This is a genomic window from Nocardia sp. CDC519, from assembly GCF_059509835.1.
Genome location: NZ_CM183377.1, coordinates 167934 through 185579 on the forward strand (window position 1 = coordinate 167934; position 17646 = coordinate 185579).

Genomic DNA, 17646 nt, shown 5'->3' on the forward strand with positions numbered 1-17646 from the left:
TCCGCCCGCACCCGCCGGTCAACAAGTGGGTAGTGCGCGGGTCGGGTGTGATCGACCACCGCACTTACTTTTCCGAAACCGGCATCACAGCGCGCATGCGCATATGAGGAGGATCAGGTGCGATCGATCAAAGCGGGCATCGTCGCGGCGGCACTCGCGGCGGCAACCGTGGCAGTGGCGAGCCCGGCACATGCCGACGAACCGCTGCCCGGTGCGCCCGAGGAGCGGATCACCGTCGACATCAATCTGCTCGGCTGCTCCATCGGCGCCGGGCTCGGTGTCGATCTGCTGCTCGCGCTGACGACCGGCCAGGGGTCGAGCACCACCATCGGCTCGGGTCTGGCCACTCGGCTGAAGATGGCCGGCTGCCTGCCCTGGTGACCGGTACCGGATAACGCGACGAGGGCACGGACTCCACCGGAGTCCGTGCCCTCGTTCAGTTCTCGCCTAACCGATTGCGCTCAGCGCGAGCTCACCAGGAGCTCTTGTGCACGCCGGGCAGCTCGCCGCGGTGCGCCATTTCGCGCAGGCACACGCGGCACAGGCCGAACTTGCGGTAGACCGCGTGCGGGCGGCCGCAGCGCTGGCAGCGGGTGTAGGCCCGGACGGCGAACTTCGGCTTGCGGTTGGCCTTGTTGACCAGAGCTTTCTTAGCCATGTGCTCAGTTCTCCTTGAACGGGAAGCCGAGGTGCTTGAGCAGGGCACGGCCTTCTTCGTTGTTGGTCGCAGTGGTCACGACGGTGATGTCCATACCGCGCGGACGGTCGATGGAGTCCACATCGATCTCGTGGAACATCGACTGCTCGCTCAGACCGAAGGTGTAGTTGCCGTTGCCGTCGAACTGCTTCGGCGACAGACCACGGAAGTCGCGGATACGCGGCAGCGCGATGGAGACCAGGCGGTCCAGGAACTCCCACATCCGGTCGCCGCGCAGGGTGACCTTGGCGCCGATCGGCATGCCCTCACGCAGCTTGAACTGCGCGATGGACTTGGTGGCCTTGCGGATCTCCGGCTTCTGGCCGGTGATCAGGGCCAGGTCGTTGACGGCGCCGTTGATGAGCTTGGCGTCGCGCGCGGCGTCACCGACACCCATGTTCACGACGACCTTCACCACGCCCGGGATCTGCATCACGTTGGCGTAGTTGAATTCCTTGTTCAGCGCGTCCTTGATTTCCTCGCGGTAGCGCTGCTTCAGCCGAGGCTGCACGTTTTCAGTCGTGGTCATGTCAGATGTCCTTCCCGTTGTTACGGGAGATCCGAACCCGCTTGCCGGTCTCTTCGTCGGTCCGGTAGCCGACGCGGGTCGGCTTGCCATCGGAGTCGACGACCATCACGTTGGACACGTGGATCGGGGCTTCCTGGGTCACGATGCCGCCCGAGGAGGCGCCGCGCTGGTTGGCGGAGTTCGCGACGTGCTTCTTGATCCGGTTCACGCCCTCGACGAGGACCTTGTTGGTCGCCGGGTAGGCCTGGATGACCTTGCCCTTGGCGCCCTTGTCCTTACCCGAGATGACGAGCACGGTGTCGCCCTTGTGCACCTTCATGTCAGAGCACCTCCGGGGCCAGCGAGACGATCTTCATGAACTTCTTGTCACGCAGCTCGCGGCCGACCGGGCCGAAGATGCGGGTGCCGCGCGGATCGTTGTCCGGCTTGATGAGCACGGCGGCGTTCTCGTCGAAACGGATGTAGGAACCATCCGGACGACGGCGCTCCTTGGTGGTGCGCACGACGACGGCCTTGACGACGTCACCCCGCTTGACGTTGCCGCCGGGGATGGCGTCCTTCACGGTGGCGACGATGACATCGCCGATACCGGCATAGCGACGCGACGAACCACCGAGAACGCGGATGCAAAGGATTTCCTTCGCTCCCGTGTTGTCGGCGACGCGCAGTCGCGACTCCTGCTGAATCACTTCAGCCTCCTTGACCTGGACGTAAAAGCACGCCGGATTTCCGACCCGACGGGCATGGTCGCGTTGCCACCCGAACGCGCGCCTGCCAGCGGTTTTGTTCGATCCTGACGGACCGACCACTGGGGGTTCACGGCCGGATTGCGGGCACAGCTGCCGCAGGCAACCGGTCTAGTGTAAGGGTTTGCCCAGGTCGGCCCCAAATCGGGGGCGGTCAGCCCGAACGGCACCGCTGCTTGTGCTCACGCCAGCGTTGCAACATCTGCCGCATGTCTTCTTGGATGAATTCGAAGAATTCCACCGCCTCGGCCATGCGCTGACCCGCCTCGGTATCCGGGCCTGCGACTTCGACCCCTTCTTCCAGGGCGGCCTTCCATCCGTCGACCGAGTCGTTGCGCAAGGTCAGCACGGTTTCCCAGACGTCGTCGCGGATGCGGTAGCGGTCTTTGCGGGTGCGCGGAACGCGTTCGCGGGTGATGAACCCGATCTGGGTGAGGAATCGGACCGCACCGGATATCGAGGGCTGACTGGCCTCGAGCGCGTCGGCGAGCTCGGCGGAGGTCATCACCCCGGATTCGCTGATCAGCATGCGCGCGAGCACACGTGCGGCCATCGGAGGCACCCCGGCTCCGGCCATCGCTCCACCGAGCCGCTCGACGAAGGCCCGCTCGCGTTCGGAGTCCACGGAAATCGGTGTCGGCGCTGCCATGGCAGCCGGCGCGGTACCGGCACCGCCCCACCTCCTCGATTCCCCGTCAACCGGTCACAGCGGCGCGCCCGGCCTGTCGGGTGGCCGCCGCTTCGGCGTGCTCGCCGCCCTCTGCCTTGCTGTTCTGGTGGTCGGCCTGGATACGACCGTGCTCAATGTCGCGCTGCCGACGTTGTCGGTCGATCTGGGCGCATCGACCGAACAACTGCAATGGATCGCGAACTCCTACAACCTCGTGCTCGCGGTGCTCCTGCTGCCCGCCGGACTGCTCGGCGATCGCTTCGGCCGGAAGGCAGTGCTGGCGATCGCCCTGCTGCTGTTCGGCGCGGGCTCTGTGGTGTGCGCACTGGCGAACAGCGCGAATCAGTTGATCGTGGCGCGCGCTTTCCTCGGCATCGGTGCGGCGCTGCTCGTGCCCGTGGTGATGTCGCTGATCGCGGTGCTGTTCCCGGATGAGGCCGAACGCAAGAAGGCGATCAACTTCTTCGTCGTCTCCAACAGCATCGGGTTGCCGCTCGGCCCGATCGTCGGAGGCCTTCTGCTGGACCATTTCTCATGGTCGTCGATCTTCTGGATCAATGTCCCGGTCGCCGTCGTGGCCGTAGCGGCCGTGCTCGTGCTGATTCCGGAGTCGCGGAGCTCGGTGCGACCGTCGATCGACTACGCGGGCATCGTCGTCTCCTCGGCCGCGCTCGCGGCTTTGGTGTACGGCGTGACCCTGGCCGGTGAACGTGGCTGGGGCGATGCCTTGGCCGTGGTGTTCATGGTCGCGGCCGCGGTGCTGCTGTGTGTGTTCGGCGTGGTGGAGGGCCGGTTCGGCAAACTCGGGCGGCCGACCCCGCTGGTGGATCTGGCACTGCTGCGCTCGCGCTCGTTCTTCTGGGGAACCATGCTCATCACCATCGCGGTGTTCGCGATGTTCGGCCTGTTGTTCACGATGCCGCAGTACTTCCAGGCCATTCAGGGCGCCGATGCGCTCGGAACCGGCCTGAAGCTGCTGCCGTTCATCGGCGGCATGGTGATCGGGGCCAAGTTCGCCACCCCGGTCGATTCCGCGGCGGGCACCCGAGTCACGGTCACGATCGGGTTCCTGATCCTGGCCGCTGGACTCGGCATGGGAGCGATGACCGATGCCGAATCGGGGTACGGCTACGTCGCCACCTGGATCACGATCGCCGGCGTCGGTGCCGGATTCGGCATGCCGTCGGCGATGAACGCCGCAATCGGCGAACTGGATCCGGACCGAGCCGGCTCGTGTTCCTCGCTGATCCAGGCCATGCGTCAGGTGGGCGGCACCGTCGGCATCGCCTTGCTCGGCACCATCGTCAACGCCGTGTACCGCAACTCGGTCGACACCGGTGATCTGCCCGCGGCAGCCGCGGAAACCGTACAAGCCAGCGCCGCCAACGGCATGGCCGTGGCGCACCAAACCGGTTCAGCGGAGCTGGCCGCTTCGGTAACCGGCGCGTTCATCGACAGCATCTCGTCGATGCTGTGGCTGTGCACCGTCATCGGCATCTTCGGCGCGGTGGTGGCGCTCACCTTCCTGCCGCAGCGGGCGAAGGCGGTGGATCCGGCAAGCCTCATGTGACCTCGGCGGCGGCCCGCGTTCGGTAGGAGCGCGGGCCGCAGGCATTTCCGGCGGACGCCAGCGATCGACCCGATGCCGATGCGCCGGTAGCCTCGTTCGGGCCGGTACGTCAGTGCACCATGCGTACCGGCTCAGCGTCTGTGATCGGGGAGAGGAAGCTTTGTGACATCGTCGGGTCGTCCGTTCCTGTTGGACCGCCGCGCGTTCTTGGTCGCTCTCGGGGTGGTGCCTGCGGCGGCGCTGCTGGCGTCGTGTTCGGACGACGAGGCCGCACAGCCGTTGAAGCAGGTCGATATGACCGGTTCCGATCCGGCGATCCGGCCGCAGGACGATCTGTACCGGCACGTCAACGGTAAGTGGCTGCGCGAGTACCAGCTGCCGCCGGACAAGGTCGCCTACGGCGCGATCAGTGAGGCCAATGATCGCACCGAACAGCAGTTGCGCGAGATCATCGAGTCCATTTCCGATCCGGAGCCGGGTTCGGAGGCGCAGCAGATCCGGGATCTGTACGACGCGAGGATGAACCTCGACGAGATCGAGCAACTGGGGCTCACTCCGCTCGAGCCGATGTTCGCCGAGATCGATGGGGCGAAGACGAAGGCGGAGCTGGCCGGAGTGATGGGCGCGCTGCCGATCGGCGGCCTGATCGGGCTGGGCGTCAGTATCGACCGGAAGAATTCCGAGGCCTATATCCCGTCGATCGGCCAGTCCGGTATCGGGCTGAGCGAGCAGTACTACCGCAAGCCCGAGTACGCCGAGCAGCTGGCCGGTTACCGGACTTTCAACGAGCGCCTTGCCGCCGCCGCTGGCCTGCCCGATCCGGCGGGGCTGGCGCAGCGCAACCTCGATCTGGAGACCCGGATCGCGGCCGCGCACTGGGACAATGTGCGCAATCGCGACACCGACGCCACCTACAACCGGATGAGCTGGGATGCCACCAAAGCGCTGGCGCCGCAGTTCGACTGGGACCCGTGGCTGGACGCGACGACCGAGCGCGACAAGGACCTGTTCGCCGAGATCGTGGTGAATCAGCCGTCGTTCGTCACCGAGGCGGGCAAGATCTGGGCCGAGACCGATATCGCGATGTGGCGCGATTATCTGAAGCTCACCCTGCTGCGGCAGTACGCGCGGTTCCTGCCCAAGGCGTTCGCCGACGCCAATTTCGATTTCAACGGACGGCTGATGGCCGGGTTGCAGCAGCGGCCCGAGCTGTGGAAATCCGCGGTCGGCACGGTGGATTCAAATCTGGGCGAACAGCTCGGAAAACTGTATGTGGACAAGCATTTCCCGCCCGAGGCCAAAGAGCGCGCCATGGAGATGGTCGACGATCTGTTCGCCGCCTACCGGGAGAACTTCACCAACTCCTCGTGGATGTCGCCGGAGACCAGGAAGGCCTCGATCGAGAAGCTGGACAAGATCAACACCAAGATCGGCTATCCGGACAAGTGGGTCGATTACTCGGGGCTGACGATCACCCGCGGCAAGCTCATCGAATCCCTGCGCGCCGTCAACGATTTCGAGGTCAAGCGTTCCTTCGACCGGCTGGGCACCAAGGTCGACGATTCCGAATGGGCGATGTCGCCGCAGACGGTGAACGCCTACTACATGGCCGCCACCAATGAGATCGCTTTCCCGGCCGCGTATTTGCAGCCGCCGTTCTTCGACAAGGATGCCGAAGCCGCGGTGAACTACGGCGCGGTCGGTGCGACCATCGGCCACGAGATCGGCCACGGCTTCGACGATCAGGGCTCGAAGTTCGACGGTGACGGCAACCGCCGCGATTGGTGGACCGAGGCCGACCGCGCCGCCTTCGACGCCAAGACCCAGCAGCTGATCGAGCAGTACAACGTGCTCGTCCCCGAGGGTCTCGATCCGGAACAGCACGTCAACGGCGAACTCACCGTCGGCGAGAACCTGGCCGACCTGCGCGGGCTGCTGATCGCGCTGGCCGCGTACCGGATCGCCGAAAAGCGCCGTGGCGTGGACGATCCCGACTATCACACGATGTTCTTGTCCTGGGCGCGCGGCTGGCGCGACAAGCAGACCCGTGAGGTCACCGAGCGGCTGCTGGCCACCGATACCCACTCCCCCAACGAGTTCCGCGCCAATCAGGTGGTGCGCAATATCGAGGAGTTCTACACGACGTTCGGGGTGAAGGAGGGCGACAAGCTGTTCCTGCCGAAGGAGCAGCGCGTCACCCTGTGAGTTCTCGGGCTCGACGTCCGCGGCTCCGCGCATGGGGCGCGGACGTCTCCTAGCAGGCGCGACACGACTGCGGCAGTGGTCGCATCAGTCGCGCCGTGTGCGGCATCGCCGCGACCACACCCGCGCCGCGATGCGCGGACCCGGCGGATTCAGCGCGTGCGCCGATCCGGCAGCAGCCCGTTGACCAGGGCATCCAGACCCTGCGCATAGGTGTCCTCGGCCGCCGCCACCAGGAATCGCGGGCCGAGCTCGGCCAAGCGCGGTAACGCCCGCGGGTCGAGATCGGTGAAGATCTGTTCCCGGTAGGTCGGGCGGTCTTCGGCAGCTCGGGCGGCCGAGCGGGTGCGGATGATGATCTCGCCTGCGGTGTAGTGCCAGATCGCGCGGTAGGCGTGCACCGCCTCATCCGCGGACAAACCGCAGTCCATGGCGCCGGCGACGATGCTTTCGGCCACCCATAGTGCGGAGACGCCGAGCAGGTCGTCGGCGGCGAGGATCTCGACGATCCACGGCCGCGCGGCGAGCACATCTCGCATGGCGGTCGCGGCCACGATGATGCGCTCGCGGGGATCGTCGGGTAGTGGCGGCCATTGCACCCGGTCGGCGTAGTCGTTGAGCAGCAGCCGCAGCAGCTCTTCCTTATCGCGCACGTGGTGGTAGAGCGCCATGGCGGTGCAGCCGAGTTCGGTGGCGAGCCTGCGCATGGTGAGCTTCTCGACGCCGTCGGTATCGATGATCGCGGTGGCGGCCGTGACGATGTCCTGCCTGGAGATTCTCGGCGGACGGCCGGTGCGAGCGGGGGGTGACGACGGCTTCGGCATGCCCCCATCCTGACCTATCCACAGGCGTAGGTGTGGACAGCATCGTCGGCTGCGGTTAGTTTTTATACGTGTACAAAAAGAGACGTGGGCGGCCCGGCGCCGCCTTGACCGCGGTCGCGGTCGCACAGTTCATGGTCGCCCTTGACATGGCGGTGATGAATGTCGCGCTGCCCTCGATCCGCACCGATCTCGGGTTCGCGCCGCTGGATCTGTCGTGGGTGGTGCATATCTACGCGCTCACCTTCGGCGGGTTCCTGCTGCTCGGCGGCAAGTCCTGCGATCTGTTCGGGCGGCGGCGGATCTTCTCCGGCGGGTTGATCGTGTTCGGTCTGGCCTCGGCGGCAGGCGGACTCGCGCAGGAGCCGTGGCAGTTGGTGGCCGCGCGGGCGGTGCAGGGCATCGCGGCAGCGGCGGTGGCGCCTGCCGCGCTCGCCACCCTCACCACCACGTTCCCGGAAGGTCGCGCCAGGCTGCGGGCACTCGGAGTGTGGAGCGCGGTCAATGCGGCGGGCGGGGCGAGCGGCGTGCTGTTCGGCGGATTGCTTACCGAGTACGCCGATTGGCGGTGGGTGATGTTGATCAATGTGCCGATCGTGGTGGTGGCGCTGGTGGCCGTGGCGGCGGGGGTCACCCCGGACGCGCGTCGGGCTGATCGCGAACCGCTGGATTACCTCGGGGCTGTTACGGCGACCGCGGGCATCGGTGTGCTGGTCGTCGGTGTGGTGCGCACCGAGCATTACGGCTGGCTGTCCCCCGTCACCGGGCTCACCCTCGTGGCGGGTGCGGTGCTGTTCGCCGGGTTCCTGCTGGTCGAGCGTCGCGCAGCCGCACCGCTGGTACGGCTGGACCTGTTCGGCAACCGCTGGGTGGCCGGTGCGAACGTCTTCGTATTCCTCGCCGCGGCAGGGCAATTCGCGACGTTCTATCTGATGTCGCTGTACATGCAGCAAGTGCTGGGCCTGAGCGCGGGCGTCACGGGGATCGCGTTCGTGCCGTTCTCGGTGACCGTCATCGTGGGCACGGTGCTGGTGACCCGATCCGGCCGGTCGCCACGGTTCTGGCTCGTTCTCGGCGGGCTGGTCACCGCGCTCGGGTTCCTCTGGTTCGCGCAGATCAGCCCCGACGGCAGCGTGGTCGCCGATGTGCTCGGGCCGTCGGTGGTCTCGGGCTTCGGGATGGGCCTGTGCCTGGCGCCGGTGGCCACCGCGGCGACGATCGGCGTCACCGGACGCGAGGCGGGCATGGCGTCGGGGGTGTTCAACAGCTCTCGGCAGCTCGGCGGCAGCGTGGGCGTCGCCGCACTGGCGACGCTCGCCGCGAGCCGCACCTCCGACGTGTCCGATCCGGCTGCTCTCAACAGTGGCTACGCATTCGCCCTCGGCGCCGCCGCGCTGCTGTTCCTCGTGGCCGCCGCGGTGGCCGCCCTCCTGCTCCCGGCCGAAAGCAGCGCCTCGGCCACCGATTCCGGCGACGAACTCGCGCCGGCTACCCGATGAAAGGAATCCCCATGACCCCCATCGACCTGTTCGCCCGTGCCCTGTATTTCCAGCCCGACGGCAAGGTCAGCGAAGGCGAACGCCGGATGGCCGGCGGCTCGGACGGCTGGCACCTCGGCGTCTTCCACGTCGAGACCGACGCCGACCTGCACGCCGACCACTGGGAGATGCACCCCGACTCCGAGGAAGCGGTCTGCTGCCTCTCCGGCTCGCTGCACCTGTACCTGCGTCCGGAACGTGACGGCGAACCCGAAACCACCGTCCACCTCACCGCGGGCACCGCCACCATCGTCCCCAGGGGCCGCTGGCACCGGCTGACGTTGGACGAACCGAGCGACATCATGTCGATCGGCATCCGCGCGGGCAGCAAGCTGGAGCGCGTTGCCGGGTAATCGGCTCAGCTCTCGGCGGCCTTGCGGTACCCGCGCACCGCGAGGCCGCCGAAGACGACGATCAGGCCGGCCGACCAGGCGATGGTCTGGAGTAGCGGGGTGGCTATCGGGCCGCCGAGGAGGAAGCCGCGCATGGCTTCGATGGCGCAGCTCATGGGCTGGCCCGCGACGATGGGCTGGAGCCAGCCGGGGTAGTTCTGCACGGCGACGAAGCCGGAGTTGAAGAACATGCCGACCAGCACGACGATGGCGAAGATCTGGGTGACCTGGCCTCCGATGCGGCTGACGCCGACCATGACGACCAGCGGGGTGAACCCGGCGATCACGATCACCGGCACCGCGAGTACGCCGAACACTCCGGTCCAGCCGTTCTGGAAGCGCAGGCCGAGCAGCAGGCCGACCGCGATCACCACGACGGTGGCGGCGAGGGCGCGCACGCATTCGGCGAGCAGGCGGCCGATGAGTCCGGCGCCGCGATGCACCGGCAGCACCCAGAAGCGGCGCAGCAGCCCGCTTTCGCGCTCCCCGAACAGCGACATGCCGGTGCCCATCGCGCCGTACATGGCGCCGGCGACGGCGATCATCGGCACGAAACCGTAGATCGGTTCCACCCCGCCCACCGCGCCGAGGGTTTTGCCGAGCACCAGTTTGTACATGAGCAGCAACAGGATCGGCAGCACCAGCGTGCTGGTCAGCACCTCCTGCTGACGGCTCCAGCGGCGCAGCAGCCGCCCGGTCTCCACGAGGCTCTGATCGATCAGCGCGTTCACCGGCGCTTCCTTTCCACCCACACCGACACGACCGCGGCGAACACCAGCATGCCCGCGATCCAGATGCTCGCCACTGTCAACTCGGAGGTGAACCGGCCGTCGGCCAGCCCGCGCAGCGCATCGGTCACCTGGGAGACCGGCTGATTGCGGACGAACGGCTGGATCCAGCCGGGAAAACCCTCCGCAGGAACGAAACCGGTGGACATCATCACCAGCAGCAGTTGCGGCGCGAACAGCACCGTCGCGCCGAGTTCGGGATTGGCGGTGAAGGTGCCGAGCGCATCGGCGGCCACCACCAGTGCCGCGCCGAACGCCAGCGCGACCGCCACGAACACCACTGCCGGTCCCACACCATGGAACCGGAATCCGAAGATCGTGCCGATCACCAGCGCACCGATCAGCGCCGACAGTGCGCGCACCAGATTCGCCGACATCCGCGCCGACGGCGGCACCCACGCCCGCACCGGCATGGCCCGCAATCGAGTCCCCATCCCGCCCGCGACCTCACGCGCGGCCCGGTCGCCGGCGAACATCGAGGTGAAGAACATGGACTGCACCACGATCAACGGCAGCAGGTACTGCGCGTAATCGATGCCGACGGCTTCCATCGACTTGCGCAGCGGCACGAAGAAGCAGACGAAGAAAACCAGCGGCGAGGCGAACCCGAGGATCAGATCGCCCTCACGGATGGCGGCGCGGATGCCGCGCTCGCTCAACGCGCTCCATTGCAGGCCCGGTGGAACTCGCAGCGCCGCAACCTCGTCGCGCACACCCGGCGCCGCGGCCCCGATCGGCGCGTGCTCGGCGATGCCCTGGCTCATGCCGCCACCTCCACACGCTGCTCGTTCGCCCCGGCTGTGCGGCCACGCAATTTCAGTTCCCGGAGGAGTGCATTCGAGCCAGCGTTCGGCACCAGGCTGATGGACTCGGCCTTCGTCGCCGGCCGGGGCCGGGCGTGATGCACACCGCTACGGGCGTGGACGACCGCTGCGACCCCCGGCGTCACTGAAGCCGCGCTGATCCCGATCACGCGGTGGCCACCACAGCCGGCGGCGCGGTCCACCTCAGGCACCCGCGATTCCGGCGCTATCTGTCCCGCGATCATGCCGAGACCTCGATGACGGCATCGGCCGGCTTGGTCAACTGGATGAACACCTCGTCCAGCGACGGGCGGCGCAGCGCGATATCGATGAGTTCGATATTCGCGGCGGTGATCCGGTTCAGCGCCTCCGACAGCGTCACGGCACCGTCCGGGGCGGGCAGCGACACCCGGTCGGCGGATTCGGCGACGGTGCAGGCGCCCAGCTCGCTGAGAGCGGCGACTACGGCGGGCACATCGCCTGCGTCGACCGGGACGACCTCGCAGTAGCTCGAGCCCGAACGCGCCTTGAGTTCGTCGGCGGTGCCTTCGGCGATCACCGTGCCCTTGTCGACGACGATGATGTTGTCGCTGAGGGCGTCGGCCTCTTCGAGGTACTGGGTGGTGAGCAGGATGGTGACGCCCTGCTGCTTCAACTCGCGCACCAGCGTCCACAGGTTCTGCCTGCTGACCGGGTCGAGGCCGGTGGTCGGCTCGTCCAGGAACACCACGCGCGGGGATCGCACCAGGCCGCAGGCGATGTCGATGCGGCGGCGCATACCGCCGGAGTACTGCCCGACCCGGCGGTCGGCCGCCTCGGTGAGGGTGAAGCGTTCCAGCAGTTCGTCGGCGCGCTGCCGGGCCGCCTTGCGGCGCAGGCCCATCAACCGGCCGAACAGCACCAGGTTCTCCCGGCCGGTGAGCATCTCGTCCAGCGCGGCGTACTGGCCGGTGAGCATGATCGACTCACGCACCCGCTCGGCCTGGGTGACCACATCGAACCCGGCCACGCTCGCCCGACCGGCGTCGGGTTTGACCAGGGTCGACAGCACGGAGACCGTCGTGGTCTTCCCGGCACCATTGGGCCCGAGCACGCCGAGCACACTGCCCGCCGGCACACCGAAGCTGATGCCGCGCAAGGCTTTCACCTCGCCGAAGGACTTCTCGACGCCGTCGACGACGATCGCCGCATCCGATCCTGACACTTGCCGCTCCATTCTGGAGTTCACTCCCCTGCGTTGCTCTCTGGTGCTCATGCCCTGCGAACCTGCAGCGCGAGCGGGTCATCCGGGCCATGTCGACGTTGCTCTTGGACTCATGGCGCCGGCCGCACCATCGCGGCAGATTCCTCGTCGTCCCACCGCGCAGCCCGATCGCCGCCGCCGAACCGCGCGCATGCACTTGTTCAGTTCGGCCATATCGGCGAACCGGCCGTGGCGAACCGGTCGTGGTGCGCTGGCCGTGGTGCGCTGGCCGTGGTGCGCCGTCCGTGGCGAACCAGCCGTAGCGCGCCGTCCGTGGCGAACCAGCCGTAGCGCGCCGTCCGTGGCAAACCAGCCGTAGCGCGCCGTCCGTGGCAAACCAGCCGTAGCGCGCCGTCCGCGGTGCACCGGCCGCCGCTACGTCGCCCGTGCGTCGCGGCTCGCCGTTGCGCGGTTTCCGGCGGCTGTGCCGGGCCGAACGGTGGTCCGGTCGCCGCCTCTGACCTCCGGTCAGCGGACTCCCATTCCCTCATCGCTTGTTACTCATTCCGCGCCGCTCAGCCGAGCAGCGATACCACCTCGTCCAAGGATGCGCCGCCGAGAATCGCGGTGACGGGTACGTCGCGCTGCAGATCCGATTCGATGCGCTTGCGCAGGTCGAGGGCCTGAAGCGAGTCGAGCCCGAGCGCGACCAATGGCGTTGAGCCGTCGATGGTTTCGGTGGCGTCCATGCCCATTACCGACCGCAGCGCGAACCGCACGCGTTCGGCGGTGTCGCCAACACTCGCCGGCGCTGCTTCGGGTGCCGGCTCGGCCACGGCGACCCGGGTTTCGACGGCCGGTTCTGCCGCAGGGCGGGCGGTTTTCCGCGCCTCGGGCAGCACCGGCGGCGCCAGCTCCCGCACCTGATCGAACAGCGGCCCGAACCCGAACACCTCGAACAGCGTCGCGACCCGGCCCCAATCCGCGGCCACCACGAGCGCGTTCGCGGCTGCTTCGGTGAATCCCGCCGCGATCGACGCGTCGACGTCCATCGGGTACAGCCCGGTGCCGCTGATCTGTGCCAGCGCATCGGCCTGATCGGCGCCGACTTCGCGCCACAGGCCCCACTGCACCGACGAGCAGGCGATGCCCTCGGCGCGCAGCTGGGCCGCGGCGGCGTCGAGCATCCGGTTGACGGCGGCGTAGAGCAGATGCCCGCGCCCGCCGATGGTGGCCGAGAGCGAGGAGCACAGCAGCACCCGGCCGTCCTCGGCCAGTGGCAGTGCGCGCACCAGGTTGTCGAGGGCGCCGAGCTTGGCGGCGGCGGCCGCGCGCACGGTCTCGGGGGTGAGTTCGGCTGCGGCGGCGCCGTAGTCGACGGTGGCGTGCACCAGCAGGTCCACCGGTGCGCCACCGTGCTCGGCGGCCAGCGCCCGCACCGAGTCGGCGTCGGTGACGTCACCGGTGCGGACCACGATGTCGGTGCCGCCGAGTGCACGCAGTTCGGCGATGCGCGCGCGGGCGTCGGCATTGCCGCCGGACCGGCTGATCAGCGTGATGCGCCCGGCACCGGCGCGGGCGAAGCGTTCGCAGATATCGAGGCCGAGTTTGCCGGTGCCGCCGGCGATCACGATCTCGCGCGGCGTGCCGGGATCGAGCGCCGTGGCCTCGTCGACGGTGAGCCGTTTGCCGTAGACGCCGCCCTCGCGGATGGCGAGTTCGGGTTCGCCCGCCGTGTGCACCGCGCCGAGCAGCGCCTTGGCCGAGGCCGCGGCGTCCGCACCGGGCGCCAGGTCGACGTGCCGGAATCGCACGCCGAGGTGTTCGGGTGCCAGGCAACGGAATCCGGCCTGCGCAGCGGCCTGGAACAGATCGGGCTGCTCGTCGCCGGTCACGGCTTCACCGCCGCGGGTGACCAGCCAGATGTCGGCCACCCCGTCGAGTTCGGGCAACCAGCTCAGGTCGGCGAAGGCGGCCAGCTCGGCGACAGCGGACTCGGTGGTGCCGTCGGACGGTGGCGGCAGCAGCACCACGGCGGTGTCGAAGGCCGCCGGCGCGTCGACGATCTTGGCGCCCTGCCGGGCCGCGCCCGCCCGTACCGCCTCGGCCAGCTCGCCGCAGCGTCCGGTCGGGTCGATCAGGGTGAGTGTGCGCGGCGGCACCAGCGTGCGCTTTTCCAGCCGCACCCACTGCTCCACCAGCCGGGTGGGGACCGCCGCGGGTTCGGTCTCCGGTTCGGGGTAGTCGAACGGCGCCCACATGGGCTTGGAGTTCATCTCGGTGTTCGGGAAATCCAGCAGCGGCAACGGCGGGCGCTCGTTCGTGCCCGCGGTACGCAGCCCGTCCCAGTCGAAGTCGAGATCACCGACCGCGATGGCGGCCAGGTTCCGGGTGAACTCGGCGAGATCCTCGGCCGAACGGCGGGAGGTGCCGATGGGCTGGAACTCGCGGTCGCCGGGCACCTGGCTCAGGTTCTCCATGATGGCGATCATCAGTGCGGGATGGTCGGCGATCTCGATGAAGGTGTCGATTCCGCGTTCGGCGGCGTCGATGATGGCCAGGTCGAACCGCACCCGATTGCGCAGGTTCCAGAACCAGTAGTCACCGACCGGTAGGTCGGGGGTGATGGGCGCGCCGAGCGTGGCGCCGATGCAGTCGATCGAGGTTTCCTGGAATGTCGGACGATCCAGCTTGTCGGCCATGCCGTCGCAGAATTCCGACCGGAACTTGCTGACGTAGGAGGTGTGCGCCGGATAGGCCACCCGGATCTCTTTGGCGAAGGTGCCCTCGTCGTTGAGCGTCTGGACCATGTTCACCACGGCCTCGCGCTCACCGGAGATTGCCAGCACATGGGCGGAGTTCACCACCGACAGCTCGGCCCACGCCGAACTGCGCGCGATCAGCGCCTCGCATTCGTCGCGGTCGACGCCGAGCACGGCCATCGAGTACTGCCCATCGGTGCCGCCCTCCGGGCACAGTTCCTCGACCAGCTGCGCGCGCAGCGTGACCACCCGGACGCCGTCGGCCAGCGAGATGACCCCCGACACCACCGCTGCGGCGATCTCGCCCTGGCTGTGCCCGACCGTCGCCGCCGGTTCCACACCGACCGCCCGCCAGATCGCGGCCAGGCCGATCATCTGCATGAACAGCGCGGGCTGGACGATGGTCACCTCGTCCACCGCGTCGCCGCCGTCGAGCAGGTAGGTCAGCGGCGAGATGCCGAACAGCTCCTGGAAGACGGCCTCGCATTCGTCCACCGCGGCGCGGAACACCGGCGAATGTTCGTAGAACATCCGTCCCATGCCGGGCCGTTGACTGCCCTGTCCGGGAAAGACATAGGCGATCTTGCGCGGTCTCGCCGGGGCGCCCGAGGTGACGACGGCCGGATGCGGTTCGCCCGCGGCGACCGCGCGCAGGGCCGCGAGCAGCTGATCGCGGTCGGTGACCATGGCCAGTGCCCGGCGCCGGCGCGGGACGCGGGTGCGCAGCAACTGGGCGGCGACCTGGTCGGGAGTGAGCGCGGGCCGGGCGTCGACGTAGTCGAGGATCGCGGCGGCTTCGCGGCGCAACGAGTCGTCGGTCTCCGAGGACAGCAGGACCGGAATGGTTCCGTCCGGAAGACGATGGCTAGACATGGTTCTCCTCTTCCGGCACCGGCATGGCGAGCACCGCGTGCGCATTGGTGCCCGCGACGCCGAACGACGACACCGCTGCGTACCGCACGCCGTCGCGCGGCTGCCAGTCCTGCAACTTGTCGGCAAGGCGCAGGGTCGAGGCGGACCAGTCCACCTCGGTGGTCGGGTTGTCGGCGAACCGTGACGGCGGGATCTGCCCGTGCAGCCCCGCGAGCAGCACCTTGATCAGGCCGAGCATGCCCGCCGCGGCCTGGGCGTGGCCGAGATTCGATTTCACCGAACCGAGCAGCGGACCCGGTGCGGCCGGATCGCCGGCGCCGTAGACGCGTTGCAGGGCAATGAGTTCCTTGGGATCGCCGACCGCGGTGCCGGTGCCGTGCCCCTCCACCAAGCCGACGGCGTCGGCGGGAATTCCGGAGCGCGACACCGCTTTGCGGATCAACTGCTCTTGCGCGTCGGTACTGGGCACGGCGATCGGCGCGCCCTTGCCGTTGTGGTTGACGGCGGTGCCGAGGACCCGGCCGTAGACGCGATGGCCGAGTTCGCGGGCTCGCGATTCGCGTTCCACCACGACCACACCGGCGCCTTCGCCCCACAGCGTGCCGGAGGCTGCGGCCGAGTACGGCTTGCACTGGCCGTCCGTCGACAGCGCGTTGGCCTTGGAGAATTCGTAGAAACCCGCAGGCGAGCCGAGCACGCAGACCCCGCCGGCGAGCGCCCATTCGCAGTCGTCGTTGCGGATGGCGGCGGCCGCCAGATGCAGCGCCGACAGCGACGACGCGCAGGCGGTGTCCACCGTCATCGACGGTCCCACCAGGCCGAGGCCGTGCGAGATCCGGCCCGCGACGGCGCCGAGCGCGGCGCCGGTGGCGCGGTAGCCGGTGTGCTCGTTGACCTGGGCGGCGTGCGGCCCGTACTCGGTGAACGAGGCACCCATGAAGACGCCGACCTCGGTACCTGCCAGGCTCGCCGGATTGATGCCCGCATTCTCCAGCGCTCGCCACGCCACGCGCATGCCGACCCGCTGCTGCGGGTCCATCGCGACGGCCTCGCGGGGCGAGATCCCGAAGAAGGCGGCATCGAATTCGGCGGCACCGGTGAGGAATCCGCCCGCATCGCGCACCGGGCTCCAGCCCTCGTTCGCCGCGGACAGGGACAGCAGTTCGGTGATCGGCCAGCCGCGATCACGCGGGAACGGGCCGATCAGGTCTTCGGCGTCGGCCAGCGCCGACCAGTAGCGCGCGAGGGTGTCCACGCCGCCGGGTGCCTCCACCGCCATCCCGGCGATGACGATGTGATCCTCGACGGCGCTCACCGCGACACCGAAACCGGTTCGGCGGACAGCACTTCGGCAATGCCGGCGACCTGGTTGTGCAGGTAGAAATGCCCGCCGTCGAACATGGTGACCTCGAGCGGCTGCCTGGTGTGCTCCTGCCAGGCGTACAGATCGCCCATGCCGACGTAGTCGTCGTCGCTGCCGCCCATCGCGTGGATCCTGGTGTCGAGCACCACGTCCTTGCCACAGGTGTAGCGGTCGAAGGCGGCGTAATCGGCCTTGAGCGCGGGCAGCGCCATCCGCATCAGCTCCCGGTTGCCCATCACCTCGGCGCCGGTGCCCTCCAGCCCGGAAACGTGATCGAGCAGCTGCTCATCCTCGGTGGGGTGCGGCGGCATATCGGCGCACATCCACGGCGCCACCGCACCCGACACCCCGAGCATGCGCACCGGGATCCCCGCGGCCTCGGCCAGCCGGGTGAATTCGAACGCGACCACCGAGCCCATGCTGTGGCCGAACACGGTGATGGGTTCACCGCGGTTGAGCGTGGAGCGGGAGAACTCGTCGAAGGCGGCGGCGGCCGTCTCCGGCAGCGTCTCCTTGGGGGTTTCGGCGGCGCGGTCCTGCCTGCCGGGGTACTGGAACAGCACCACGTCGAAGTTCGCGCTCAGCGCCTTGGAGAACGGCCGGTAGGTCGAGGCGCCGCCGCCCGCGTGCGGACAGATGAGCAGCGGTGGGGCGTCCGCGACGCGCGGCTTGTGGAATTTGCGGATCCATCCGGGGGTGTTTGCCATAA

At 68.4% G+C, this 17646-nt stretch carries 18 protein-coding genes; 5 read left to right on the forward strand and 13 right to left on the reverse strand.

The window, feature by feature from the left end; genetic code table 11:
• The first annotated feature begins 117 nt into the window (after window positions 1-117).
• Window positions 118-381 carry a hypothetical protein gene (locus tag AC5W7N_RS00700; protein ID WP_163816894.1) on the forward strand — a complete coding sequence of 88 codons (264 nt, stop codon included), beginning with the start codon at window positions 118-120 and terminating at the stop codon, window positions 379-381.
• A 91-nt stretch (window positions 382-472) separates the two neighbouring features.
• Here AC5W7N_RS00700 and AC5W7N_RS00705 read toward each other — a convergent pair whose 3' ends face one another.
• From AC5W7N_RS00705 to AC5W7N_RS00725, 5 genes are all read right to left on the reverse strand, one after another.
• Window positions 473-658 (reverse strand): type Z 30S ribosomal protein S14, encoded by a 186-nt coding sequence (locus AC5W7N_RS00705; protein WP_014349101.1) that lies wholly within the window; start codon window positions 656-658, stop codon window positions 473-475.
• Window positions 659-662: 4 nt separating this feature from the next.
• On the reverse strand, window positions 663-1226 hold the full coding sequence (gene rplE / locus AC5W7N_RS00710) for a 50S ribosomal protein L5 (RefSeq protein WP_036533246.1): 564 nt from the start codon (window positions 1224-1226) through the stop codon (window positions 663-665).
• Window position 1227: 1 nt separating this feature from the next.
• Window positions 1228-1545: a 50S ribosomal protein L24 gene (gene rplX / locus AC5W7N_RS00715; RefSeq protein ID WP_014349099.1), complete on the reverse strand. Its 318-nt coding sequence runs from the start codon at window positions 1543-1545 to the stop codon at window positions 1228-1230.
• Between the two features lies 1 nt (window position 1546).
• Complete coding sequence (gene rplN, locus AC5W7N_RS00720) at window positions 1547-1915, reverse strand: 50S ribosomal protein L14 (RefSeq protein ID WP_033244618.1); 369 nt, start codon at window positions 1913-1915, stop codon at window positions 1547-1549.
• A 211-nt stretch (window positions 1916-2126) separates the two neighbouring features.
• The gene (locus AC5W7N_RS00725; protein ID WP_495923025.1) at window positions 2127-2597 is read right to left on the reverse strand and encodes a GbsR/MarR family transcriptional regulator; all 471 of its coding nucleotides are present in this window, start codon (window positions 2595-2597) and stop codon (window positions 2127-2129) included.
• A 22-nt stretch (window positions 2598-2619) separates the two neighbouring features.
• Between AC5W7N_RS00725 and AC5W7N_RS00730 the strand changes: the two genes are divergently transcribed.
• Window positions 2620-4212, forward strand: coding sequence for a DHA2 family efflux MFS transporter permease subunit (locus AC5W7N_RS00730; RefSeq protein WP_495923027.1), 1593 nt, complete (start codon window positions 2620-2622; stop codon window positions 4210-4212).
• Between the two features lie 162 nt (window positions 4213-4374).
• Window positions 4375-6417: a M13 family metallopeptidase gene (locus tag AC5W7N_RS00735; protein WP_280499709.1), complete on the forward strand. Its 2043-nt coding sequence runs from the start codon at window positions 4375-4377 to the stop codon at window positions 6415-6417.
• A 149-nt stretch (window positions 6418-6566) separates the two neighbouring features.
• Here AC5W7N_RS00735 and AC5W7N_RS00740 read toward each other — a convergent pair whose 3' ends face one another.
• Window positions 6567-7238, reverse strand: coding sequence for a TetR/AcrR family transcriptional regulator (locus tag AC5W7N_RS00740; RefSeq protein ID WP_195006962.1), 672 nt, complete (start codon window positions 7236-7238; stop codon window positions 6567-6569).
• Window positions 7239-7306: 68 nt separating this feature from the next.
• On the opposite strand from AC5W7N_RS00740, the gene AC5W7N_RS00745 reads away from it, so the two are divergent.
• Both AC5W7N_RS00745 and AC5W7N_RS00750 read left to right on the forward strand, forming a co-directional pair.
• Window positions 7307-8734: an MFS transporter gene (locus AC5W7N_RS00745; protein ID WP_495923029.1), complete on the forward strand. Its 1428-nt coding sequence runs from the start codon at window positions 7307-7309 to the stop codon at window positions 8732-8734.
• Between the two features lie 11 nt (window positions 8735-8745).
• Window positions 8746-9126 (forward strand): cupin domain-containing protein, encoded by a 381-nt coding sequence (locus AC5W7N_RS00750; RefSeq protein WP_228806024.1) that lies wholly within the window; start codon window positions 8746-8748, stop codon window positions 9124-9126.
• Window positions 9127-9131: 5 nt separating this feature from the next.
• On the opposite strand, the gene AC5W7N_RS00755 is transcribed toward AC5W7N_RS00750, so the two are convergent.
• The 7 genes from AC5W7N_RS00755 to AC5W7N_RS00785 all read right to left on the reverse strand — a co-directional run bounded on the left by AC5W7N_RS00755 (window position 9132) and on the right by AC5W7N_RS00785 (window position 17644).
• Entirely contained in the window at window positions 9132-9896 is a 765-nt protein-coding gene (locus AC5W7N_RS00755; protein WP_163816883.1) for an ABC transporter permease, read from the reverse strand.
• On the reverse strand, window positions 9893-10717 hold the full coding sequence (locus tag AC5W7N_RS00760) for an ABC transporter permease (protein WP_495923031.1): 825 nt from the start codon (window positions 10715-10717) through the stop codon (window positions 9893-9895). The genes AC5W7N_RS00755 and AC5W7N_RS00760 overlap by 4 nt, the downstream gene beginning before the upstream one ends.
• On the reverse strand, window positions 10714-11001 hold the full coding sequence (locus AC5W7N_RS00765) for a hypothetical protein (RefSeq protein WP_194989699.1): 288 nt from the start codon (window positions 10999-11001) through the stop codon (window positions 10714-10716). Before AC5W7N_RS00765 ends, AC5W7N_RS00760 begins: the two co-directional genes overlap by 4 nt.
• A complete protein-coding gene (locus AC5W7N_RS00770; RefSeq protein ID WP_495923033.1) occupies window positions 10998-11960 on the reverse strand; it encodes an ATP-binding cassette domain-containing protein in 963 nt (320 codons plus the stop codon). The genes AC5W7N_RS00765 and AC5W7N_RS00770 overlap by 4 nt, the downstream gene beginning before the upstream one ends.
• Before the next feature lie 554 nt (window positions 11961-12514).
• Window positions 12515-15574 carry a nocobactin polyketide synthase NbtC gene (nbtC, locus tag AC5W7N_RS00775; RefSeq protein WP_495923034.1) on the reverse strand — a complete coding sequence of 1020 codons (3060 nt, stop codon included), beginning with the start codon at window positions 15572-15574 and terminating at the stop codon, window positions 12515-12517.
• Window positions 15567-16889, reverse strand: coding sequence for a beta-ketoacyl [acyl carrier protein] synthase domain-containing protein (locus AC5W7N_RS00780; protein ID WP_495923036.1), 1323 nt, complete (start codon window positions 16887-16889; stop codon window positions 15567-15569). The genes nbtC and AC5W7N_RS00780 overlap by 8 nt, the downstream gene beginning before the upstream one ends.
• Window positions 16886-17644: a thioesterase II family protein gene (locus AC5W7N_RS00785; RefSeq protein WP_163816874.1), complete on the reverse strand. Its 759-nt coding sequence runs from the start codon at window positions 17642-17644 to the stop codon at window positions 16886-16888. The genes AC5W7N_RS00780 and AC5W7N_RS00785 overlap by 4 nt, the downstream gene beginning before the upstream one ends.
• Window positions 17645-17646: the final 2 nt, after the last annotated feature.